Source organism: Streptomyces sp. NBC_00539 (assembly GCF_036346105.1).
Taxonomy (GTDB): Bacteria; Actinomycetota; Actinomycetes; order Streptomycetales; family Streptomycetaceae; genus Streptomyces.
In genome coordinates, this window is the sequence record NZ_CP107811.1 from 136471 (window position 1) to 158959 (window position 22489).

17 protein-coding genes and 2 pseudogenes are annotated in these 22489 nt (G+C 69.2%); 10 read left to right on the top strand and 9 right to left on the bottom strand.

Features of this window, described 5'->3' with window-relative positions; all coding sequences use genetic code 11:
• Positions 1–6: 6 nt before the first annotated feature.
• Complete coding sequence (locus OG861_RS00800; protein WP_330260955.1) at positions 7–1125, top strand: fatty acid desaturase family protein; 1119 nt, start codon at positions 7–9, stop codon at positions 1123–1125.
• A 1078-nt stretch (positions 1126–2203) separates the two neighbouring features.
• The gene (locus OG861_RS00805; RefSeq protein WP_329201580.1) at positions 2204–2332 is read left to right on the top strand and encodes a hypothetical protein; all 129 of its coding nucleotides are present in this window, start codon (positions 2204–2206) and stop codon (positions 2330–2332) included.
• 308 nt (positions 2333–2640) lie between these two features.
• On the opposite strand, the gene OG861_RS00810 is transcribed toward OG861_RS00805, so the two are convergent.
• Both OG861_RS00810 and OG861_RS00815 read right to left on the bottom strand, forming a co-directional pair.
• Positions 2641–3774: a spore photoproduct lyase family protein gene (locus OG861_RS00810; protein WP_330260956.1), complete on the bottom strand. Its 1134-nt coding sequence runs from the start codon at positions 3772–3774 to the stop codon at positions 2641–2643.
• 359 nt (positions 3775–4133) lie between these two features.
• Complete coding sequence (locus OG861_RS00815; RefSeq protein ID WP_330260957.1) at positions 4134–4616, bottom strand: MSMEG_6728 family protein; 483 nt, start codon at positions 4614–4616, stop codon at positions 4134–4136.
• A 107-nt stretch (positions 4617–4723) separates the two neighbouring features.
• Here OG861_RS00815 and OG861_RS00820 point away from each other — a divergent pair, with 107 nt between their 5' ends.
• The 4 genes and pseudogenes from OG861_RS00820 to OG861_RS34190 all read left to right on the top strand — a co-directional run.
• Complete coding sequence (locus OG861_RS00820) at positions 4724–4954, top strand: alpha/beta hydrolase (RefSeq protein WP_330260958.1); 231 nt, start codon at positions 4724–4726, stop codon at positions 4952–4954.
• Positions 4955–5075: 121 nt separating this feature from the next.
• Positions 5076–5285 carry a low temperature requirement protein A gene (locus OG861_RS00825; RefSeq protein WP_329201572.1) on the top strand — a complete coding sequence of 70 codons (210 nt, stop codon included), beginning with the start codon at positions 5076–5078 and terminating at the stop codon, positions 5283–5285.
• 459 nt (positions 5286–5744) lie between these two features.
• On the top strand, positions 5745–6221 hold the full coding sequence (locus OG861_RS00830) for a cupin domain-containing protein (RefSeq protein ID WP_329201570.1): 477 nt from the start codon (positions 5745–5747) through the stop codon (positions 6219–6221).
• A 77-nt stretch (positions 6222–6298) separates the two neighbouring features.
• Positions 6299–6406, top strand: a pseudogene (locus tag OG861_RS34190) (phospholipase); the annotation flags it as partial.
• A gap of 645 nt (positions 6407–7051) precedes the next feature.
• Here the strand turns inward: OG861_RS34190 and OG861_RS00835 are convergent.
• The 4 genes from OG861_RS00835 to OG861_RS00850 all read right to left on the bottom strand — a co-directional run bounded on the left by OG861_RS00835 (position 7052) and on the right by OG861_RS00850 (position 11393).
• A complete protein-coding gene (locus tag OG861_RS00835; RefSeq protein ID WP_329201568.1) occupies positions 7052–7333 on the bottom strand; it encodes a hypothetical protein in 282 nt (93 codons plus the stop codon).
• Positions 7334–7633: 300 nt separating this feature from the next.
• The gene (locus tag OG861_RS00840; protein WP_329201567.1) at positions 7634–8215 is read right to left on the bottom strand and encodes a flavodoxin family protein; all 582 of its coding nucleotides are present in this window, start codon (positions 8213–8215) and stop codon (positions 7634–7636) included.
• 262 nt (positions 8216–8477) lie between these two features.
• On the bottom strand, positions 8478–9242 hold the full coding sequence (locus OG861_RS00845) for a hypothetical protein (protein ID WP_329201565.1): 765 nt from the start codon (positions 9240–9242) through the stop codon (positions 8478–8480).
• A gap of 471 nt (positions 9243–9713) precedes the next feature.
• Positions 9714–11393 carry a carboxylesterase/lipase family protein gene (locus OG861_RS00850; RefSeq protein ID WP_330260959.1) on the bottom strand — a complete coding sequence of 560 codons (1680 nt, stop codon included), beginning with the start codon at positions 11391–11393 and terminating at the stop codon, positions 9714–9716.
• 199 nt (positions 11394–11592) lie between these two features.
• Here OG861_RS00850 and OG861_RS00855 point away from each other — a divergent pair, with 199 nt between their 5' ends.
• The 4 genes and pseudogenes from OG861_RS00855 (at position 11593) to OG861_RS00865 (ending at position 17159) form a co-directional block, all read left to right on the top strand.
• Positions 11593–12507, top strand: coding sequence for a helix-turn-helix domain-containing protein (locus tag OG861_RS00855; RefSeq protein ID WP_330260960.1), 915 nt, complete (start codon positions 11593–11595; stop codon positions 12505–12507).
• A gap of 183 nt (positions 12508–12690) precedes the next feature.
• Positions 12691–14355, top strand: a complete 1665-nt coding sequence (locus tag OG861_RS00860; RefSeq protein WP_330260961.1) for a serine/threonine-protein kinase — start codon at positions 12691–12693, stop codon at positions 14353–14355.
• A gap of 362 nt (positions 14356–14717) precedes the next feature.
• Positions 14718–14837 (top strand): annotated as a pseudogene (locus OG861_RS34195) (IS21-like element helper ATPase IstB); the annotation flags it as partial.
• 741 nt (positions 14838–15578) lie between these two features.
• Positions 15579–17159 (top strand): RICIN domain-containing protein, encoded by a 1581-nt coding sequence (locus OG861_RS00865; protein ID WP_330261991.1) that lies wholly within the window; start codon positions 15579–15581, stop codon positions 17157–17159.
• A 272-nt stretch (positions 17160–17431) separates the two neighbouring features.
• On the opposite strand, the gene OG861_RS00870 is transcribed toward OG861_RS00865, so the two are convergent.
• From OG861_RS00870 to OG861_RS00880, 3 genes are all read right to left on the bottom strand, one after another.
• Positions 17432–17863 carry a DUF732 domain-containing protein gene (locus OG861_RS00870; protein ID WP_330260962.1) on the bottom strand — a complete coding sequence of 144 codons (432 nt, stop codon included), beginning with the start codon at positions 17861–17863 and terminating at the stop codon, positions 17432–17434.
• 348 nt (positions 17864–18211) lie between these two features.
• Entirely contained in the window at positions 18212–18505 is a 294-nt protein-coding gene (locus OG861_RS00875; RefSeq protein WP_329201540.1) for an STAS domain-containing protein, read from the bottom strand.
• On the bottom strand, positions 18505–22479 hold the full coding sequence (locus OG861_RS00880) for a SpoIIE family protein phosphatase (RefSeq protein ID WP_330261945.1): 3975 nt from the start codon (positions 22477–22479) through the stop codon (positions 18505–18507). The genes OG861_RS00875 and OG861_RS00880 overlap by 1 nt, the downstream gene beginning before the upstream one ends.
• Positions 22480–22489 lie beyond the last annotated feature (10 nt).

A 22489-nucleotide genomic window follows, 5' to 3' on the forward strand; every position in this document is an offset into this window, starting at 1 on the left:
AGCACCTTGACCGCCATTGACCCCACCGCCCACTTGACCGCGGAGCAGATCGAGGAGCTCGGCCGTGAGCTGGACGCAATCCGCGACGAGGTGATCGCCAGCCGCGGCGAGAAGGACGCGGCCTACATCCGCAAGGTCATCGCGGCGCAGCGCAAGCTGGAGCTGGTCAGCAGGGGCGTGCTGCTGTTCTCGATCTTCCCGCCCGCGTGGCTGATCGGCACCGCCGGTCTGTCCGTGGCGAAGATCATGGACAACATGGAGATCGGCCACAACATCCTGCACGGCCAGTGGGACTGGATGCGGGACCCGAAGATCCACTCCACCACCTGGGACTGGGACCACGTCTCGCCGGCCGATCAGTGGAAGCACTCGCACAACGAGCTGCACCACACGTACACCAACGTGATCGGCAAGGACAACGACCTCGGCTACGGCATCATGCGCGTCGACGAGGACCAGAAGTGGCACCCGCTCCACCTCGGCCAGCCGCTGTGGAACTTCATCAACGCCTGCTTCTTCGAGTACGGCATCGCAGCGTACGACCTGGAGCTCGGCAAGAACCTGAACAAGCGCCGCCGCAAGAACCCGGAGTTCCGCGCGCGGGCCAAGGCCGTGGGCCGCAAGATCCGCAAACAAGTGCTCAAGGACTACGTGATCCACCCGCTGCTGTCGGGCCCGTCGTTCCTCCCCACACTCGCCGCCACGTTCACCGCCAACCTGGTCCGCAACATCTGGACCCACTCGGTGATCATGTGCGGGCACTTCCCCGAGGGCGTGCAGGTCTTCGAGCGCCGGTCGATCAAGGGCGAGACGCGCGGCCAGTGGTACCTCCGGCAGATGATGGGCTCGGCGAACATCAGCGGCAGCAAGGCCATGCACTTCATGACCGGCAACCTGTCGCACCAGATCGAGCACCACCTGTTCCCGGACCTGCCGAGCAACCGGTACGCCGAGGTCGCGGTGAAGGTGCGCGCGCTGTTCGAGAAGTACCAGCTGGAGTACGTCACCGGGCCGCTGCCCAAGCAGGTGTTCTCCGCCTGGCACAAGGTCTTCCGGCTCTCGCTGCCGAACAAGAAGCCCATGGTCAAGACGCCGGTCCGCGAGCAGGAGCTCGTCGCGGCCTGATTCGCGGTATTGGTTCAGATCTTTCAGCCGTACCGGCGGCACCGCCGGTTTCGGTGAGATCCAGCGGCTCCCCCGCGCATACGCGGGCTGCGCCCGCACGAGGGGGCGCGCCCAGGCCATCCGTGCTCGGCAATGCACGTGAGACCTGGGCGTAGCCGTGCCGTCGGGCGGCCGAGGCCGCTGCGGGCCCGCGGGGCTGCTGTGATCTTCTGCGGCAGTTGGGGCCTCACTGGTCATGTCCGGTACACGGTGAGCTCCCCAACGGTGTGTGGGGCGCTGCGTCGCAGCCGGAGGGCGACACCAAGGGCTACGCATCGACGTTCACATGGCCTCCGTGGCGCGGTAGCACCGGCCCGTCCGGCCCGTGCACCTGGGCGACGACCAAGGGCCCCACCGTACGGCTCCGTCTCGCTTGCGTAGCAGCCTGGCGGCACGGTCGCCGGTGACGGGCCCGGCTCATCGGCGTGCCACCACGCGTAGGAGGGAACCTCGGGTACTTCGGGCAGCCGGGTGAGCGGCACCTTCAGGGGACGCCGCATGTAGCGCACACGAACACCACCGCGTCGGCCCCTGCGGCCCCGTCTGTGAGGTCAGCAGACAGTGCCGCCTGGGTGTTCCGACGTGCGGACGCCTTGATCCTCATCTCGCTGATCACGCATGTGCTGACCCTCGGCACGCTGCGAGGCGCGCTCCGGGCAGACCGGCACACGACAGCTGTCCGAATCAAGCGATCAGGTACTGCAGAAACCCAGCTGCCTAATCCTCGACAAAGTCGCCGCCTACTGCCACCGAATCTCTGACTCAGGTCACTAGACGGTACGCGCAAGATCCACAGGCCGGGAAGGCGAGACCGCTCCTTCTGAGGAACATTGAGGTAGCTCAGCAGCCGGTGCGGCAGGCCGCGTCGCGAGCAGTTCAGGTGAGGTCGGTCCACGGGATCGGCACCGCCTCGAGCAGCCGCGTCGAGCGGGTGGGCGCTGCGGGTGCACAGGTCAGCTAGCGACCCACGCCAAAAACGATCGCCACGAGCGGCCGCCGGCCTCTGGGGTGCTCCGCGGGCGCCGGCTACGAGGAATCCGTGGCCGGCCCCGACCACGCACGCGCCCACTTCACCGGCCCCTGGGAGTGGCCCCTGGCCGAGGACCAAACCCGCCCTGCCTGGTTCGAACTCGGCTTCGTCGGCGACCGGCTGGCTCCCTCACCATGAGCGTGATTCCCTGGTCGGTCCGACTTCTCCACGAGGTGCCGACGACCCCAGTGCCGCGACCAACAGATAGGCGTACGCCGAGAGCACCGCCGTCGCCGCTCGGGCCACGACACGACCCCTGAGCGCATCGAGCAGCTCTCCGCCATGGGATGCGGTGGGCATAGCGGGGTACGGACAGCGGCCTCGGGTAGTCCTGGCGACCCGCTGGTCAAAGACCGGCACGGTCACCCGCTGACAACCAACCGCCACGTGGCCCCCATTACGCCTTCGTGACGACAACCGCCAGGGAGAGGTCTGCCTCCAGGGGTTCAGAAGGCGTATCGGATCCGGAGCCAAGGGGCGTGGGTGGTCACGAGCGTGCGCATCCGTTCGACGGCCTCCGCCTTCACTGCGTTGCGGTAGCGGACGTTCCAGCTGCCGTTCTCGGAACGCTTGGGCTGCTGGAGGTCGGGCCGCCACAGGACGTCCTCCGCACGCGGGTGCCAGCCGAGGTTGAGGTCGTGCAGGTCCTCGTTGTGCGTCAGCATGATCACCTCTGCGGCCGCCTGGTCCTTCACCGGACGGGGCAGGACGTCGTCCATGTGCCGCAGCAGGAGGCACCAGTCGCGTTCCCAGCCCGGGCGCAGAACGACGGGTGAGAGGTTGAAGTGGACCTCGTACCCCGCTTCCAGGAAGTCCCCAGCGGCGGCGATGCGGCTCTCCACCGGGCTGGTACGGATGTCCAGCAGCTTGGAGTCCTCCTGCGGCATGACGGAGAACCGCACTCGGGTACGACCACGCGGATCCAGCAGGAGGAGGTCCGGGTTGACGAACTTGGTGGCGCAAGAGGCCTTGGCGGAAGGCCACCGGGAGAAGGAACGGACAAGGTCGGCGACGTTGTCACTGATCAGGGCATCGACGGAGCAGTCGCTGTTCTCTCCGATGTCGTAGACCCACGCAGTGGGGTCGCACTGGTTCGGCTCTGCCTTGGGGCCGAGGCGCGCGAGTTGCCGCGAGAGGTGGGCGATGATGCGCTCGATGTTGGTGAAGACGGTGATCGGGTTGGCATAGCCCTTGCGGCGCGGGACGTAGCAGTAGGCGCAGGCCATGGCACAGCCATTGGCGGGGCCAGGGGCGATCCAGTCCGCGGAGCGGCCGTTGGGGCGGGTGGTGAGCGTCTTCTTCTCCCCCAGGACCAGAACTTCCCTCTTGATCCGGACCCAGCGGTCGATGTTCCCCTCGTTGCCGTGGAGGGCGGGGATCTTCCAGTGCGAGTCCACGGTGATGATGTCGGCGTCGGGAAAGCGGGCGATGATCTGCCGGCCGCGCGGGGAGGCCGCGGCCGCGGGTTCCGCGTGGATCGCCCGTACGGACAGCAGTCGACGTGCGGTCGGGGAGTCGCGGAACAGTGGGCCGACGACGGCCGGGAAGTGGTGCTTTTGCCCGGTGTCGATGTCCTCCATACCGAACAGGGCGTCCGTGGGGTCGTCCGGTCGGCCTGGGTGAAGGCTGGTCGCCCATGTGCGTCTCCTGTATACGTCTCCTGTGTACGTCTCCTGCGACATTGCCCCACGTGGAACTTCCACTGTAGGCGAGCCAGAGGACGAACCCGTGCGTCGTTCGTGTGGAGGCTGGGACGCGGCGTGCCGCCGGACGGCGCTACGGGTGCCAGGACGGTGGGGAAAGGACATGGACGGCACGCCGACCTCGCGCCGCGCCGTCGACGCCTCCGACCGGCAGCCGCAGGAGGAGGGAGAGACGGCGGGGCGCGTCCGCCGTGCACAAGCCCATGTGAGCAGGAGGGCCTGGCGGCGGGCGTCGGTCAGAGGGGCTTGGGGCCGGTGTCGCGGTCGGAGGGGGGCCAGATGTACGGCAGGTCATCCGGGACGTCGGGGAAGTGTCGGCGGTAGAAGTCAGCGTCCTTGCGTACCAGCGCCGACTGGTGGCTGCGGTGGAAATCCGGGTCTCCCAACCACGGCGGCAGGTTCCCCTGGGCAGCGAGTTGTTCCTGCGTCCTCGGCTGTCCGCCCGGCAGCCATGCCCGGAAGTCCTGTAGCAGGGTGACGGCGCATGTGTCTTCGCGCCCTTCGGCCGTCCAGACCGCACAGACGTCCAGTCCGTAGCGCACGAGGGCCTCCTCGAAACCCGACCACATCCGCACAGCGGGATGTCTGCGCCAGCCGTAACCGGGAACGATCAGTCCTCGCAGCACCTGCAGAGCCTCGACCCGTTGCTTTCCGAGCCGCCGCCCGTCAAGCACGGTGGCGGAAGCCTGGAAACACGCGAACGGAAGGAACGTCTGCACTGCCTCTCCTCACCTTCTGCAGCATGAGTCGCTGCCGAGGTCATGTCCCGTGAAGTCCGGCATCCCGAAACACGTAACCCGGTGGGGAACGATTCCGGCCCGCCTGGGTGAGGAGGTCCTCGACCCCCCTGCTCGTCGTCGCCGGCAGCGAGGCCGGATCGCTGTGGTTGTCCACCGAACTCCACCGCCGCGCCCGCACCCCCAAGAAGTTCCGCATCGTCGAGGGCGGCACGCACATGGACTTCTACGACGTCCCCAAGTACGTCGACCAGGCCATCGCCGCGGCCGTCCCGTTCTACAACGAGCACCTCGCGGCCAAGCCGGCCGACGAGGGCTGACATCCGCCCGTTACATGACGGCGGCGGCCGGGCATCCATGTCGGGCCGCCGCCGCGCGACACCTGGCCAGCCCGATTCGGCGGGCGCCCAGCCCGCCACCTTGGTTGAGGAGATTCCGACCATGAGCAGCGTGCCCGAGTCGTTGAGACTGCGGCGGGAAGTGTCTCCGTTGGAGCTGTTCTACGACCTCGTCTTCGTCTTCGCGGTCTCCCAGCTCTCCCACCACCTCCTGGAGCACCTGACCAGGCGCGGCTCCGCGGAGACGGCCGTCCTGCTGGTGGCGGTGGAGGACTGCCCCACCACAACCGTCGCCTACGAGCCCGCCCCCTGACCGGCATCCTGGCTCCGTCTGCGGCTATCCCTGCGGGTCGCAGACGGACCGGGCTCGCTCCCTCATGGGACGGCTGGTCGGGTGACCTGGGCCGTGGGTACCAGCTGTGCAGCACCTCTGCAGCCCCAGCCTGCCAGCATGCACGATGCCACGATGCCTGCCGGCCTGGACTGCGGAATCAACGCCACAATCACCGAAAGCGTGAATTGTCTGACGGAAGTGACGCGCTACACGGGCTGGAGGTGTCGCGCCGACGCTTGGCGGGCGAGACTGTCACCGACTGCACGAACCCGGTCGGCTACACGACCGGACGCACGGAGGAATGTGGCAAAGGGTCGTGGCCGCTCGTGCGGTTGCGGCTCACGTGCTCGTGGGCCGAAAGAGCCCAGGGCTCAGAGAGCGCTGACGTGGGCGGGCGCAAGAACGCCGCGTACCGCCTTCGTTGACCGGGAGAGAAATATGACCATCAAGGACATCGGGCCGGAACCTCAAAGCTTCGACCTCGAGAAGGCGACGCTCGAGAACACGAACTATCGTGCGGTCGCCTGGTCCGGTAAGTACCTCCAGTTGACTCTCATGTCTATCCCGGTGGGTGAGGACATCGGCTTGGAGGCCCACCCGGAAACTGACCAATTCCTACGACTCGACGCGGGCCGGGGCCGCGTCCAGATGGGCCGCACTAAGGATCGACTCGACTTCGACCGGGAGGTCGAAGATGGCTGGGCGATCTTCGTACCCGCCGGCACGTGGCATAACGTCACCAACATTGGTGACGAGACCCTGCAGCTCTATGCCGTATACGCGCCGGTCCACCACGCGTCGGGCAAGATCCATGCGACATCCGTCGACGCGGAGCGCGACGAGGACTCGGGCAACGACGCGCCACCACCCTGGTCGGTCCAGCCTGCCCAGCAGCCATCGGACAAACACGCCTGACCAGCAAAGGCTTGTCGCGATCGGCGAGGCCCAGAGGGTTGCGAGGACAGCCGGGGCTCCGTCCCGGAAGCAGGTGCGAGGGTGCGTCGGCGATTTGTCCCGGTGTGCCGGCGTACTCGGGTGGCGAGAAGGGCTCTTGTAGCAGCACCGCCTGGACCCACTACCAGGCGGTCAAGGCCTTCGGCCTCTCCCTGCAGGATCCGCCCGCCGCCTGGTCCCCGTCGTGGCCAAGGGCGCACGGGTCTATGGCCGCCGCCCCTTCCGCTGTGGTGGAGGGGGCGGCGGCCGGACGGGTCAGGCGAGGTGGCGGGCCACCACGCGGGCGATGGGTGCGTCCCGGCGTAGTGGCCGCGAAGAGCAGCAGGGATCCGTCGAAGACCCCGGCATCGCGGCTTCCGCGCAGGTTGGACATTGTGCGCGTCCGCTCTCCCTGCTTGCAGCCTGCTGGCCGCAGCGGCCCTTTCCGCCGCCACGCCTCCCTTTCGCCGACCACGACAGCAACGTCGGTAACGGGGCAAACGCAGCGAGCTACTGGAACTTCACCGCCGCTGAGGTGTGTCTCCAGGAACTCGCCGTAGTGGCCGCCCTGAGCGATTGGACTGACGACCGCAAGAACAACTGCTCCAACCGCAACGTCATCGACCACTCAAGTGCCGCGCTGCCACCCGACCACTGACGAAGCACGCAGCGGAGCCCCGCCCGGGGCCTCGGCTACCGGTGCAACCAGCGAGTTCCGCAACCGGGGCCCTCCACAACCACGGGCGGGGCCGCATCACGGAAAGTGCCATAGCCCGAGATGGCTCTGGCACAGCTTTTGTGGTGGGCCGCTTTCACCAGGGATACTTGCTCGTGGGCTCCGCGGTGTCGTGGATCAGCTCGGCGAGCTGGAGCAAAAGCCCGTACGTAGCCATTCGGCCGTGGATACGGAGGAAGTAGGACCTGCTGGAGCACTTGAAGATCTCTCGTCGGTTCACCTTCCAGAGCTTGTGCTCGTAGGTGTTCGCCGCCTCCAGCAGGGCCGATTCGGCTTCCTCCGTACTGCCGTCGAATTCTGCGAGCGTTCGTGCGTTTCGATCCGTCTCGCTGACACCGTCGACGGGTATGGCAAGCACAGTCCATCTGGACAAGCTGAGATCCGTTCTCTCCCGCACCGCCGGTCGCGGGGCGCACCGTCCGAGTGTGGCAGGCGCACCCTCACACCCATCCGGCACCACAGAAGCTGTGCCAGAGCCTGAGAAGCGACAGCACGGCGTTCGCCGATGATCGGAGCGCCGAACCAGGCGTGGGGGCGCCGCCCGCTACTGGATGCTCCAGCGGTGCGGATGGTCGGGGTCGAAGGGGCAGGCGAAGACGTTCAGCTCACCGAATCGGCCCACGACTACTTCGGTGGGGTGTAGCCCCGGGGCCCGGCGCTACGCCTCGTAAGGGAAATGGGCGAGCGGCGCCTCGCGGGCGAAGAACGCTTTGGCCCGTTCCGCCGCCCGCTCGTCGGCGAGCACGTGTCCCGGCCGGGTACCGTTCCCGAGCAGCACCCCGCCGAACCGCATGCCCATGTACGCCGCCGTGTGGTGAAGGGTGAGCCGCAGCGGCTCCGCGACCACCTCCTGCTGGTGCGCCATGGCCGTCACGCCCCAAAGCGTCCTACCGGCCATCTTCGCCTTGAAGCCGGGGTCCGGTGTGGCGAGCCACTTGGACCAGTAGTCCAGGTAGCGCTTGGCGTATGAGGACACCGAATACCAGTAGAGCGGCGAGACGATGACGATGTCCGAGGCGTCGAGGGTGGCCCGGTGCAGCGCCGCCTCGACCTCGTCCCCGTCGGTGGCCCCGCCCGGCGCATGCCGCTCGTCCACGTAGTCGGTCAGGGAAAGCTGCGTCAGGTCCAGCCACGTCTGCTCCGTGCCCGCTCCCAACTGCTGCGCCGCGGCCCGCGCCAGCAGCTCGGAATTGCCATCCGGGCGGGCGCTAGCGAGGAGGAAGAGGAAAGAACGGGACACGGGCGCTCCAAGGTCGGTCCAGTGACGATCAGCGCTGCCAACCACCGCCCCCTGCAGGCTATTCCGCACCGTCGGCCGGCCCGGGATCGTCGCCAGCACATGTGTGGCGACGCGGAACAGCGCCGTGTCCTGCGAGAACCCGCCATCAGTGCGCCACACCGTCACCGTGAAGCAGCCACCGCTGTCCGTCGCGTCCCGAGCCGGATCCCCGGGAAGGCGCCGTACGGCCGAGGCCGGCCCCCCGGGGAAACGACGGACCGGGTCAGCCCAGCTTCGTGAGCTGGATGTCCATGAGGTCGCCGGGGAACTTCGCGGCGGTGCCGAATGTGTAGAAGGTGGCCAGCGCGTTGCCCTTGCGTACGGCCACCAAGTGGCCGGTCGACTTCTCGCCGTCGCCCAGGTCCATGACCACGGTGTAGTGCACCGCCTCGTCACGGGCCTGGACGGGGCCCGGGGTGACGCTGTCGAGCTTGGTCTTGTCACCCTGGTAGGTCACCGTGTACCCGCCGGAACACGCAGCGCCTGCGGCCTTGACGGACGCGAAGGCGTCCTCGGCGCCCTTGCCGTCGTACGAGGCGACGGTGATCAGGGTCTGGTCCCCGCCGAGCGCCAGCAGGCCGGCCTTGAGCTTGTCCTCGGCGGAGGCTCCCGCGGGGAGTTCCTGCGGCTTGGCCTTGGCCGAGGTGCGGCCGAAGCCGGTGGGCGCACCGACCTTCTGCGCCGTCTGCACCTGGGCGAGCGGCTTGCAGGCGGCGTTGTCGACCTCGGCCGGGACCGCGGCGGCGCCGGCCGCTCCCTCGGCCGACACGATCTGGTCCTTGACATCGGCCTGGGTGACGAGCAGCGCTGCCGTCTCCGCGTCCGACTTGCCCTTGGCGGCCGGGGCGGCGGACGTCGCGGCAGCGCTCGCGGACGGCTTGTCCCCGGCCTTGTCGTCGCTGCCACCGGAGCCGCAGGCGGAGGTGAGCAGGGCCAGCGACACGGCGGAGGCGGTCAGGACGGTACGACGGACGAGCGTGCTGCGCACGGTGTTTCCCCCAGGAGAAAGGAGCGATGGAACAGCGGCACGCCACGCGCCCCATCGGGCGGGCGGTCGGCGGCTGCGGTGATCCACACCGTACGGGACCCAGGGCCCCTGACCTGCGCTGAGCCGGTCTGCCGCACGCATCGTGATCCTGTCGAAACCGCACATGCCCGTAATCGAGACAACTGCCCGTACAACCAGCAGGCCCGGCCGCGTATCCGCCGCTCCGGAAGTCCGGAACGGGCCGGCCCGGGCCGGGGGAACGGCCATCACCGGACCGGGCGCCCGCCGGCAAGGCGCACCCGGAGGAGCTGCGAGGGCGCGGTACGCGCGACGAGCCGTTTCCTGCGCGTGCCACACTTCGCCTCCGGCGTCCTGCCGTACGGCGGCGAGAATGTGCGGGTAGTCCGACGGCAGAGCCTTCGGCGTCAGTGCGGCCGCAGCCCGCTCCCCGGCGAGCCGCTCACTCGCGTCTCACTGGGACAAGCGGTCCCAGAATGAGCATCCGTGTGCGGAATAGGCGTCGGCGGGGTGGATCCCGCCCGGTCCCGGAGCCAGCGACTGCACCGGTGCCGCGTGAGCGAGCGAGGCAGGGAGGGCGGGCCAGAACGCGGCGGCGGCGGTGTTCGGGTTACCGGTGCGCGCGAAGTTCGTCCAGTAGCCGACCATTTGGTCTGACAGGGCGCGCTGGCCGTCGTTCAGCGGTCGTTCGGTGGGGAGCGAGGTGAACAGGTAGGGCATCTCGAAGCCGTGCGCCGCACCGTAGGGAAAGCCCGGGTCCGCCGGCAGGCCGGCGAGCACGGGAGCGTTCTGATCGTTGAACTCGTAGCCGTAGAGGGGGACACCAGGGGCGTGCGCCGCGATGGCCCGGCCGGCTGCCAGTGTGGTGCACGTGAAGGACCGATCGGACAGCACCGCTGCCCAGGCCAGCGCCGGAGAGGGATGGTGTGCTGCCGGATATCGCGCTTCGACGGCAGGGGCCGCGGCCCCGAAGGCCTCCGCCAGGCGGGCTCGGTAGTCGCCCTCGGTGCGGATCGGGAAGGCGGCGAGCGACAGGCCGACGAACATGCGCATCTCATCGTGGTTGGTGCCCAGGATGACCGGCACGCGGTGGAAGCGTCCCGATGCCAACGCCTGAGCAGGTGCCATGGGCAGCAGTCCGTTGCCGAAGGCGGGCCGGTTGAAGGACTGCATCAGTTGCGCGGTGGCGAGACGATCCGTGCTCTGCCCGCGCAGACACGCCAGAACTTCGTCCCCGCCGCCCTCTGTACAGCCCAGTTGCCGGGCGGCTTCCGCACCGGCCGACTGGACCTCGGCCTGTGAGGCGAACGGCTCGTACGCCGGTGTTCCCGGGGCGAGCGCGCCGCGCGGGAAGGAGGTGAGGCAGGAACCGCTTTGCAGGACGGCCCGTTGGAAGAGTCCGGCGGCCGTCGGCGAGGTGAGGTGGGCACAGATGCTGAGGGCGCCTGCGGACTCACCGAACAGCGTGACACTGCCCGGATCTCCGCCGAAACGCGCGGCGTTCGCCCGAACCCAACGGAGAGCGGCTTGCTGGTCCGCCAGGCCGAACGGCGGGGCGGCGTCCAAGCCGGAGTGGCCGAAGTATCCGAAGATCCCCAACCGGTAGTTGACCGTGACGACGATGGCGTCACCCTGGACCGCCAGCCGTTCAGCACTGTAGTCACTGCCAGAACCGCCCAGGAACGCACCGCCGTGCATCCACACCAGGACGGGCCGCCTCTTCGCTGTCGGCTTCGCCGCCGGTACCGTGACGTTGAGGTAGAGGCAGTCCTCCGAGCCGATGACCGCGCCCGCACCTGGTGCGGGCATCTGCATACAGCGCTGACCGGGCCTCGTTGCGTCCCGGACACCCTGCCACGCGGGGGCAGGCGCGGGGACGCGCCAGCGCAGCGGTCCGACCGGCGGCGCGGCGTAGGCGATGCCGTCGAATGCGGTGTACGAGTCGTGGGCCATGCCGCGTACCAGGCCCTGCTCTGTCCGTACGACGGTGCGGCCCTTCTGCTCGGAGTCCGGGGACCCGGGGCCTGCGCCGGCCGCGGGCACGGCAGTGACCGACAGCAGTACCACGGTGCACAGCGAGGTGAGGAGCGCCGCGCGGAGTCCGGCTTTCCCGTGCGGACGCGGGGCTGTCATGGTCGTGGGCATACGTACCACCGTTCTTGAATCGGGACGGCACAGCACGGGACTCGATGGCTCGATGGCTCGCGGTAGTAAGCGGCCGCCACCAGTCCGGGCCGTGCTGAACGAGCTCTGAGGTGTGGGAACGGCGCGAAACCGACCCGTCAGCGGTCAATACGCTAGGACCTCCCGTGCACTGGAGGTTCAAGGGACTGTGACGCACGACACGTGGAGCATCGGTGAACTCGCGGCCGGAACGGGCTTGCCCGTCAAGACACTCCGCTACTACTCCGACAGCGGTCTGCTGCCGGTGGCCTCTCGTAGCACCGGTGGTCATCGGCGCTACGGCCCCGAGGCGTGGGAGCGGATCCAGCTCATCAGACGTCTGCGGGCGCTGGACACCCCGATCGCGACGATCACGCAGGTCGTCACGGGGGAGCGCACGCTCGGGGAACTGGTGACGACCGAGCTCGAAGCGGTGCAGGAACGACTGACCGAACTGCGGTGGCGCGAGGCCACGCTGAGGTCACTGGAGGACTGCCCCAGCGAGGAACGGCTCCGGCGTCTGGAGATACTCTCCCGCGTGCAGCGCCTCCCCGAGGCCCACCGCAGGCTCACTGATCATTGGTACCGCCAGCTGTCGGCGACCATGCCCAAGCACCGGCTCGACATCATGGTCGCCATGCTGGCTCCCGCCCCACCGCACGATCCCGTCCCCGCCACGGCCCTGGCCTACGCCGAGCTGCACCTGCTCACTTCCACGCCCGGTTTCACCCGCTGGACCCAGGACCACGACGAGGAGATGCGGGACGGCCCGGCCTTCTACGCGGAGATCGACGAAGCCGCCGCGCTGACGGCCGCCGCTCTGGCCCAAGGCCTGCCGCCCGGTGGCGACGCGGTGAACGCGTTCGTCTCCGCCCATGCGCGAGCCCGACGAGAGTCGGACACCCCCGCCTTCCGCGCACACCTGCACCGGGTGGTGTCGCGGTCATCCGGCTTCGATCCCCGACTGCAGCGGTATTGGGCCCTGGTCAGCACCGCAACGGCCGGGCGCGTCCTGAACATGACCGTGGCACATCGATGGCTCACCGACGGGCTGTCGCTGTCGATCGCCCCAACGAAGACCTGACGGGTCGGTCCGAAGTCTTCGTCAGTGATCGCAGGCACTCAGTGCGCGGGCGGGGACAGGGGCGTTGCGACGGCGGCAGCTGCGACAGCGCCGCTTCATGATCTGATCTTGTGTTCGGTAAAGTTCCGCGTGCGTCGGGCAGGTACCGCCGCGCGGGCCGAAAACGACTGTGGGGGAATCGAGTTGGACACCGTCTTTCATCCGCTGGAGGGCGACGACCCGCGGTCCGTGGCCGGATACCGCATCGTGGCCAGGCTCGGCGCAGGCGGCATGGGCAAGGTGTACCTCTCGTACACTCCGGGCGGACGGCCCGTCGCGATCAAGGTGATCCGGCCGGAGTTCGGCGAAGACGCCGAGTTCCGCCGCCGCTTCCAGCAGGAGGTGCGGGCCGCCGAGCGCGTGCAGGGGCTGTACACCGCGCCCGTGATCGACTCCGACACCGAGGGCCGCCACCCCTGGCTTGCCACGGCCTACGTCCCCGGGCCCTCCCTGGCCGACGCCGTGCAGCGGCACGGCGGACTGCCCGTGCCCACCGTGCTGCTCCTGGTCGCGGGCGTCGCCGAGGCCCTGCAGGTCATCCATGGGGCCGGCATCGTCCACCGCGACCTCAAGCCGTCCAACGTGCTGCTCGCGGGCGACGGGCCCCGCGTCATCGACTTCGGCATCGCACGGGCCGCCGACGCGACCGCCCTCACCGGCAGCGGCGTCACCATCGGCACCCCGGCCTTCATGGCACCCGAACAGGCTGCGGGCGATGCGGTCACCCCGGCCACCGACATCTTCGCGCTCGGCCAGGTCGCAGCGTACGCGGCGACCGGCCTGCCCGCGTTCGGCGAGGGCACCTCGCACGGGGTGCTCTACCGCATCGTCCACGAGCAGCCCGACCTCACCGGACTCCCGCCCCAGCTCCAGGAGTTGGTGGCCCACTGCCTCGCCAAGGAGCCGGCGGCCAGGCCCTCGGTCGACGAGGTTCTCGCGCTGTGCCGGGCCGCCAACGGTGACGCGCCACTGCGCCGCCCCGAGGCCTGGCTGCCCGGCGCGGTCGCCGCCGACATCACGCTGCGCACGGCGGCGCCCGCACCGCCCGAGGTGACCCGGGTTCCCGCGGCCCCGGCACCGGCGCCGCCCGGCCACGAGCCGACGGTGACCGCCGCGCCCGCCGCGCCGCCCGCCGTCCAGGGCGCGTACGGACCGCCGACGCCTCCCCCTCCGGGCCCCTATGCCCAGCCTTCGATGCCACCGGGCTACCCGCCCCAGCCGTCCGCGCCGGGCCGCCCGACCCGGCGGCCGGGCATGGCGGTGGCGTTCGGGCTCGCCCTGGCGCTGCTCGCCGGCGGCGGCGTGTACCTCGTGAGCCGCAACTCCGGCACGGAAGAACAGGCCGCCGGGAAGGGGAAGGGGGCCTCGTCCACCCCGAACGCCTCGCAGTCGCCGGCCGGCGCGACCAAGGCGCCGGAGCCGGTCACCCGCACGGGCATCAACCTGCCGGAAAACTACACCCTGAGGTTCGGCGACGGTGAGCTGCGGCCGCAGGAGTCTGGCGGCTCCGTCGGCGACCTGGAGTTCGGCGGGCACTCGCTCCCGTACCGCGTGCTCACCCAGGCGGGCAACCACCTCGTGCTGCTCGACCCGGAGCAGGCCGGATCCCTGGAGACCTGCCGCGACGAGACGCGCTTCGCCGACTACATCCCCCTGGACAAGTTGTCCCCGGGCGCCCAGTTCTGCGTCCTCACCAAGGCGGGTCACATCGGTCTGATCACCTTCCGGGGGCAGACGGCCAACACCGACCCCGCCTTCCACGTCACCCTCGACGCCACCGTCTGGCGCCGGGCCGTCGCGCCCTCCTAGCCCGACTGACCCGCCCGCCGTAGCCCAGACAGATCCCCGTCGGGGGTACGGATTTCCTCCGCGCCCGGCGACTCCACCACCGCGCGCAGGGCCAGGGTCGGCCTCTGCGGGGGCGGTAGACGCGCACCGTGCGCTCCGCGACGGTCAGGCGCCTGTTGGCCAGGGTCATGGTGCGGGGTGCCGCCATGGGGGTAGCGCAGATCGGTGATGGCGACCAGGCCGCCGCCGGTCAGGACCTGGCCCCGACGCGCAGTTCGGAGGGCGGCACATCCACCGGCATCCGCCCCGCCGGGACCCGCACCCCGACCCGGGCCTCGTCGGCAGCCGATGCCGGCCGGTGGCGGTGCGGCGGGCTCGCAGACGACGGTGCGGGCGATCCACAGCTCTTCCAGGTCCTGACGGAGCAGGAGGAGAAGAACAGCGTCGTTATCGCCTCGAACGAGTCGTTCGGCAAAGCGCACACGTTCCGGCGAACCTGTGCCAGGCAGCGCCGAAACTTCACGGGTATCGGCAGGAACGCGGAGGCTGCAGCCGGTGATGGCGCCGATGATCGCCTCGGTGGTGTCCCGCCGCCTGAGTTTGTGCCAGTCCCTGTATCTCGGCCGGTAGGGCTGGTTCATGGCTTTGACGACGATGCGTTCGAGGCCGGGGACCTCGGTCCAGGACTCCGGCCATCTCCGTTCCCGCGCCCTCGACGACGCGCACCGGCACCAGGTTCCGAGCCCGGAGCTCGATGCCCGCGGTCGCCAGAGCGAAGACGTCCCGCCAGGCGGGGCCTTCTCATGCGGCCGCGAGGGCCATCACACGCCGCTGGGGCGGCAGCGCACCAGAATACGGGCCGGATCGCACCGCCGATCCCGACACCGGCACCGCAACATCGCCGCGCGCGATGGCGCTGCCCGACCCCCGCGGGGCCGGAGCGCGTCAGGTGCCGAGGAGCGAGAGCAGACGCTCCGCTACACCGACGGCCGCTTGGTCGTCACGGCCCGCGCCCCGGGACGGTCCTGTCCCGACCCGGGGCGCCCCGGCATCGTGCCTGGCGGCGTCACTCCGGATCGTTCCGGGTTAACGGGGCCACGCGCGTGTGGGTGACTGAGGGCCGAAGGCGCTCGGCCGTCCGGCCGAGCGAAACGGTTGCTTGGAGCCGGCCACTGCGGGCCCGGGCGATCACCTGCCCCCAGGAAGCACACCCGAAACCGCAGGAAGTGACCATGAAGAGGCATATGACGAGCGCTGCGAGACTCCTCAGCGCGCCGGCTGTCGCACTGGCCCTCCTGGGCTCCGTCCTCGCCGCGGCACCGGCGGGCGCCGCGACCCCGGTCAGCGCCGCCGGGACTGACGCCTACACCTTCACCAACACGGACGGCACCCTCAACGCGACGGGCACCGGCGACGGGAACCAGATATCCGTCACCCCCGACGGAACCAACTTCCCGACCTGGCGCCTGATCAAGCTCAGTTCCCCCGGAACCTTCAACATCGCCAGCATCTCCTCCGGCAAGTGCGTCTACGCCTCCCAACCTGCCGTGCAGCAGTCCTGCGGCAAGGACGGCGAGCAGTGGAACTTCCGCCCGGTCGACGGCAAGCCCAACTCCTTCGGCATCGTCCGGCGCGACGAGAGCAGCGGGGCCGAGTACTGCATGGACAACCGGGGCGGCCTGCACCTGTGGGGCATCCTCGCCCAGCCCAACCCGTGCAACGGTAGCGCGAGCCAGGAGTGGACGGTCCCCGCCGCGAAGGCGGCCGAGGCCAGGAGCCTCGCGCTCGACTACTACAGCGACCTGTGTTCCAAGAAGATCTCCTCCTGTTCGTGGACACAGAAATACGAGGGCCGACCCGAGGTGCTGCCGCGCCAGCCCGCATCGTCGGTTTGGTACAACGACACCAGCACCACGATGAAGCAGATCTTCACCACGATCTACCACTCCGGCTGGGCCCAGTCGTTCTCCGCCGGGCTGTCGACGTCGGTCGGCGTCACCACCCCGATCCAGGCCATAATCAGCAACCAGCTGACCGCGACGCAGACGTACACCTCGGACGAGTCGACGATCAACGGGATCGCGGTCGAGGTCCCCTCCAAGAACTACGCCTGGGTCGACTTCGCGGCCGTGGGCAAGAAGGTCACCGGCACCTGGACCTTCGACACCGACAACCAGCCGTGGACGACCGACGCCACCGTCACCGTCCCCGTCATCAACTCGACGGCCGGCTCGACGATGTACGTCGCCCACACCGGCGCCACACCGCCGGGGAGCGACACCGCAAGCCCGGACGTGAAGCCCACCGCCCTGGCGAAGACCGCTTCGGGCACCGTGGACCTTCCGGCGGGGACCGAACTGGCCGCAGTGCAGGGCGGCATTCAGGTCAGTGACGCGAACGGCGCCGTCATCGCGACCGTGCAGCCCGGCACCGTCACGGACACGAGCGGCGCGGCCCACAAGGTCTTCCTCGCGGTCAACGGCGCCACCGTCACCCAGACCATCGAAGGCGTCACCGGTGAGACCGTCACCGGCACCATCTCACCCCCGACCTTCTCCCTGGGCACGACCGCCGCCTCTCCGGCCGCCGCGACGAAGGCGGCCGGAATGATGACGACCCACATGATGACGACCGCCTCCTTCAAGGCCTCGCCCACTGCGGCGAGCAGCGACGCCCACGACAAGTGCATGGCCAAGGAGATCGGCAGCGGCATCGTCAGCGGAGCCCTCGGTGGTCTCGTGGGCGGCCCCCAGGCGGCGGCCGGCGGAATGCTCCTCGGCGCGGTCACCGGCATCGCCAAGGGCATTGTTAACTGCCCGAAGTAGTACCCCCACGCGCCATCGCAACCAGCGGGCTTCGCCCTCTCGGCAGGACCGTTCAGCGATCGGACAGCGAGCGGGGCCGTTGCCGCCAGGCAGCGGCCCGCCGTACGTCGCGGTGCGGCCGTTGAGCGACGAGCGGGTCTCCCCCGGTTGAACGCGCGCTCCAGTCCCACCGGACGGGCAACGGCCACATCGCCACCGGTCGGACCGGATCGACAGCAACGGCATCTTGGGAACCGCGAGAGTCGGCGCTCGCCGTAGGTGCCGGGGGTGCGTCAGGTCGCGGGACACATGGTCGCGCGCAATGCGGCGTTGATGGCCTTGCCCTGGGCGTCGGTGAGAGGGTGGGCGTCGTTCCCGAATCGCTGCGCCGCGGCATGGTCAGGGTTCTGGGCACCCCCGTTCAGCGCGGAGCACTGATTCCGGCCCGCGTCGATGGCCTTGTCGGGGTCGGCGGCGGTGTTGGGCGCAACTATCGTGATCGCGGCGAGGTACGCGTCGCGGGCGGCGCCGGTAGGCCTCGGCGGCATGCCATTCGACGGCTTGACCGCCGACGCGCTCGCCGAAGGCGTGGCCTGCCCCGCGGGCGTGCCGACGGCCGTAGGTGCGGTCGGTGCCGCCTTGTCATCGCTGCTGTCTCCGCAGGCGGTGAGCGAGGCGGCGAGGGCGGCCGTGATCGCGATGGCGGCGGCGGTTGTGCGCTTCATGATTCCCCTTGTCCCGAACGTGTGTCGTGTGTGTGTGTGACATGCGGGCGCCCTGTGGGGTTGTACGCGCCCGTGCCGCCGTTGCCAGAGGGGATGACAACCGGGGGCAGGCCTGCCTGGGCTCCTTCCCGGTCCTGCGGCAGCACCCGAAGCTGCCCCCACCCTGGAACCCATCGCGCTGCGCGACGCCGTCCTCGCCGCCGTGGAACCCGTCATCGGGCCGGGAGGCCGGCCCCGGCGCAGCCTGCCGGGCCTGAGGAGGAGGCTTTCTACGAGCAGTCGGCGGTCGTCGTAGAGCGAGGTCGGGGAGGTAGGGGCTCGTGGGGTGGGGAGCCGGTCTGGCTCGCATCACGCTCCGCGTTCGTGGACGGTGGCGAGGTCGGCGAGACCGGAGATCGTCAGTACGGGAATCAGCAGCGGGGTGGCGATGATTTCGATTCGGCCGGCATGAGTGAACAGGACGCTCACGCCGGCGCTGTCGAGGTATTCGACTTCGGTGAGGTCAACGAGCAGTTTGCCTGGAAGGGAATCGAGAGCTGAGGTGAGCGTGTCGGTGTTGCTCATGTCGATTTCCCCGACGGCCTTGAGGACTGTCGTGTCATCCGGTCGGCGCGCGGTGGTGAGGGCGAGAGGGGTGGTCATCAGGTGATCCTCGTGTGCATGTCGACGGTGGTACCGGCTTGGTCGGATGTGATGTGGACGGTCTGCATCAAGGCGCGCATGAGGGTGACGCCGCGGCCCCGGTGGGGGTTGGCCTCGGGTTGTGGTGTTTTCCAGCGGCCGGTGTCTGTGACGGTGAGGTGGAGTGCGTCGGTGAGGGTTTCTGCTCGTAGGCGGACGGTGTCGCCGGGGGTGTGGCGGTGGCCGTGTTCAATGGCATTGGCACATGCTTCCCCGGCGGCGACCAAGGCGTTCTGGACGGTGTGCGGGGGCAGGGCGCACCGGTCGAGCCACCCGCGTAGGGCTTGGCGGACCGGGGCCAGCTGGGCGGATTCGGCGGGGAAGCTGATGTCCAGGGGGGCGGGGTATCGGTATAGCAGGAGTGCGACGTCGTCGTCGTAGCCGTCGGCTGGCGCCAGGCTGGTCATGACGTCGCCGGCGAGGTCGTCGATGGGGGTGTCGCGTCCTTCCTGGAGTGCTCGACCGGCTTGGTGGATGCCGTCGGTCAGTGGGCGGCGGCGGCGTTCGACCAGTCCGTCGGTGTACAGCAGCAGGGTGTCGCGGGCGGCCATGGTGCATGTGCCTTCGGGGCGTGCCGCGCCCGGGGTGATGGCCAGGGGGGTGGAGCGGCCGTCTTCGAGGAGGCAGGTCGCGCCGTCGGGGCGGGCGAGGATGCCGGGCGGGTGTCCGGCGCTGGAGTAGATGAGGTGGCCGCTTTCCGGGTCGAGGATGCCGCAGAAGACCGTAGTGCACAGGGCTCCGGGGATGCCGGCGGCGAAGTGGTCCAGCGCCGTGAGGACCTGGGCGGGGCGGGGGTTCTGCAGGAGGAGTGCGCGGCAGGCGCTGCGCAGTTGGCCCATGACAGCGGCTGCTTTCAGGCCTCGGCCGACGCAGTCACCGACGACGATGCCGATGCGTCCGTCGGGCAGGGTGACGGTGTCGTACCAGTCCCCACCCACTTCGAGGGGCGGGGTGGCGGGCTCGTAGCGTACGGCGAAGCCTGCGGGTAGCTCGGAGGGGCCGAGGATGGCCCGCTGGAGGGCAAGGGCTGTTTCGCGCTGCTGGTCGTTGTGGTGGGCGCGGGCCAGTCCCTGTGTGAGGTGACCTGCCAGGAGTGACAGCAGGAGTTCGTCTTCGCCGGTGAACGGGCGGCTGTCGCCGAGGTCGATCCACAGCGCAAGGGGGCCGTCGGGGTGTTCGAGGGTGACGCCGGCTCCGCTGCCGCGCGCTGCTGCGGTGAGGGTGGATTGCCGGCGCTGGTCCGTCAGCAGGTGGCGGTGTTCGGGGGACAGTTGCTGCCAGTGGGTCGGACCTGCGGTGGACGTCACGATCGGTTCGTTATGGCGTGGGAAAACGGCCGCCAGGACGTGTTCAGCCCGCCACAGGGCTTTGAGTTCGCTGAGGGCGCCGGTAAGCGCTTCGGTCAGGCTGCCGGCTTTGGACAGTCGAGTGCTGAGGGCTGCGAGCGCGGTTTCGCGCTGGATGGCGTAGTGCTCGGCGGTGATGTCGCGGAAGGTGCCGACGATGATGTTGCGGCCGGTGGCGGGGTCTTTGGCTTGGGCGAAGGTCGCACGGACCCACACCCGGTGTCCGTCCCGGTGGGTGACGGGGATGGAGTAGGAGCCCCTCTGGTGCCCCAGCAATTGGGCGAAGGCCTTCTCCACCTGCCGATGTGCGTCGGGGTCGATGCTTGCGTCCGGCCACCATGGGTGGATGGGTGCGTAGGGCAGGCCCTCGGTGCCGTACCCGAGGATGTCGGTGAAGGTGGAGTTGATTTCGGTGATGGCGCCGGTCTCGTCACAGACGAAGAACGCCTCTTGTAGGGAGTCCACCAGAGCGGTACGCCAGCGGGCCTGGTGGTTGCGCAGCCGCGCGAGTTCGACGTTCGCGCGGATTCGGGCGAGGAGTTCGGCGGCTGCGAAGGGTTTGACCAGGTAGTCGTCGGCGCCGGCCTGAAGGCCTTCGATGGAGGCTTCCTGCCCGGCCCTGGCCGATAGCAGCAGGACGGGTACGGCCGCGGTACGAGGGTCGGTGCGCAGCGCTGCGACGAGGGCGAGGCCGTCGAGACGGGGCATCATCACGTCGCTGACGACGAGGTCGGGCATGTGCGTGCGGATGGCGTCGAGGGCTTCCATCCCGTCGGTGACGCCCTGGACTTCGTAGCCGGCGCCGGTCAGCAGACGGGCGAGGTACTCGCGCATGTCGGCGTTGTCGTCGGCGATGAGTACGCGCGTGGGCAACGCCCCGGTGTCAGCGGCCGAAACCTCGTCTGTTTCGGTGGTCTCCTTCTGCGCCGGCGCGGTGCGGTCGCTGGGCAACCAGCGGAGCGCCTCTGCCGTGTAGGCGCTGGAAGCACGGGGGCCGGCCGCGGCGGTCGCGCCCTCGCGCACGGCTGAGTCAGGGGGCAGGTGCGCGGTGCCGAAGGGCAAGCGGATGGTGAAGGAGGTGCCGACTCCCTCGGTGCTGTCGGCTGTGATGGTGCCGCCGTGCAGGCCCACCAGTTCTTGGACGAGGGCCAAACCGATGCCACTGCCTTCGTTGGAGCGGGAGCGGGCGCTTTCGATGCGGTGGAAGCGCTCGAAGAGGCGCGGCATCTCTCCGGCGGCCACACCGATACCGGTGTCCGAGACGGTGACGACGACCTCGGTTGCCTCCTTTCTCACGCTGACGCCGATCGACCCGTCGAAGGTGAACTTCAGTGCGTTGCTGAGGAGGTTGAGGACGACCTTTTCCCACATCTGGCGGTCGATGTACACCTCTTGCCCCAGGGGCGGGCAGTCGACGTCGTACCTCAGACCGGCCTTGTCGATGGCTGATCGGAACACGCCTGCCAACTCGGCCGTGAACGTGGCGAGGTCCACGGGCTCACAACTTGCCTGCATGCGGCCGGCCTCGATACGGGAGAAGTCGAGGAGGGCGTTGACGAGCTTGCCGAGCCGTAGTCCGTTGCGGTGGATGATCTCCACATCTTCATAGGACTGGGGGTCGTCGATCAGACGGCTGCGGAGCTCTTCCAGGGGGCCCATGATCAGTGTGAGAGGGGTGCGGAACTCGTGGCTGATGTTGGAGAAGAACGTCGTTTTGGCGCGGTCCAATTCGGCGAGTTCCTCGGCCCGCTTCTGCTGGGCCTGGTAGCTGCGGGCGCTCGCGATACCGGCGGCGAGATGACCGGCAACCAGTTCCACAAAGCCACGGTAGCCGTCGTCCAAGGGCCGGTACCGGTTCACGCCGGCCACGAGGAAGCCATACGGGGCACTGCCTTTCCCGAGCAGCGGCACGACAAGCGCGCGCGTGGGAGGCTCGGGCCACGGACCACTCGGGAGATCGGTCGATGCCACGTCCTGCAGTGTCGTCACCGTCGTCTCCCCCAAGGCTGCCGCCCGGAGCGGCCACCGCGCGGACGCGTCGTCGGCCGAGAGCACCAGTGGCGCCGCCGCGTGCCCGGCATCGATGCCGGTGGTCGCCGCCAACCGCGCCGTGTCCGCGTCCTCGAACAGATAGGTCAGCGTGAAAGGCAGATCACGGGCGTTGTGCCGCATCTGCCGGCCTGCGAAGGCGAGCATCTCCTGCTCGGTGAGTACCGCGCTGGGATCGGAGCCGAGGTCCCGCAACGTGGCCATCCGCCGCTCACCGATCACCCGCTCCGTCTCCTCGCTGACCACGCACAGCATCCCGACGATCGTGCCGTCGTCGTCGCGCAGCGGGCTGTACGAGAAGGTGTGGTACGTCTCCTCGGTGAAGCCGGAGCGTTCCAGAAACAACAGCAGCGCCTGGTCCCACGTGGCCTCGCCCCTGCTGAGGACGTTGTCGATGCGAGGACCGATGTCGTTCCAGATCTCGGCCCAGACCTCGCTTGCCGGCCTTCCCAACGCCCATGGGTATTTGCGACCCAAAGTGTCGCGCCGGTAGGCCGCGTTGCAGAAGAACGTAAGGTGCGGTCCCCAGGCCATCCACATGGGAAACCGC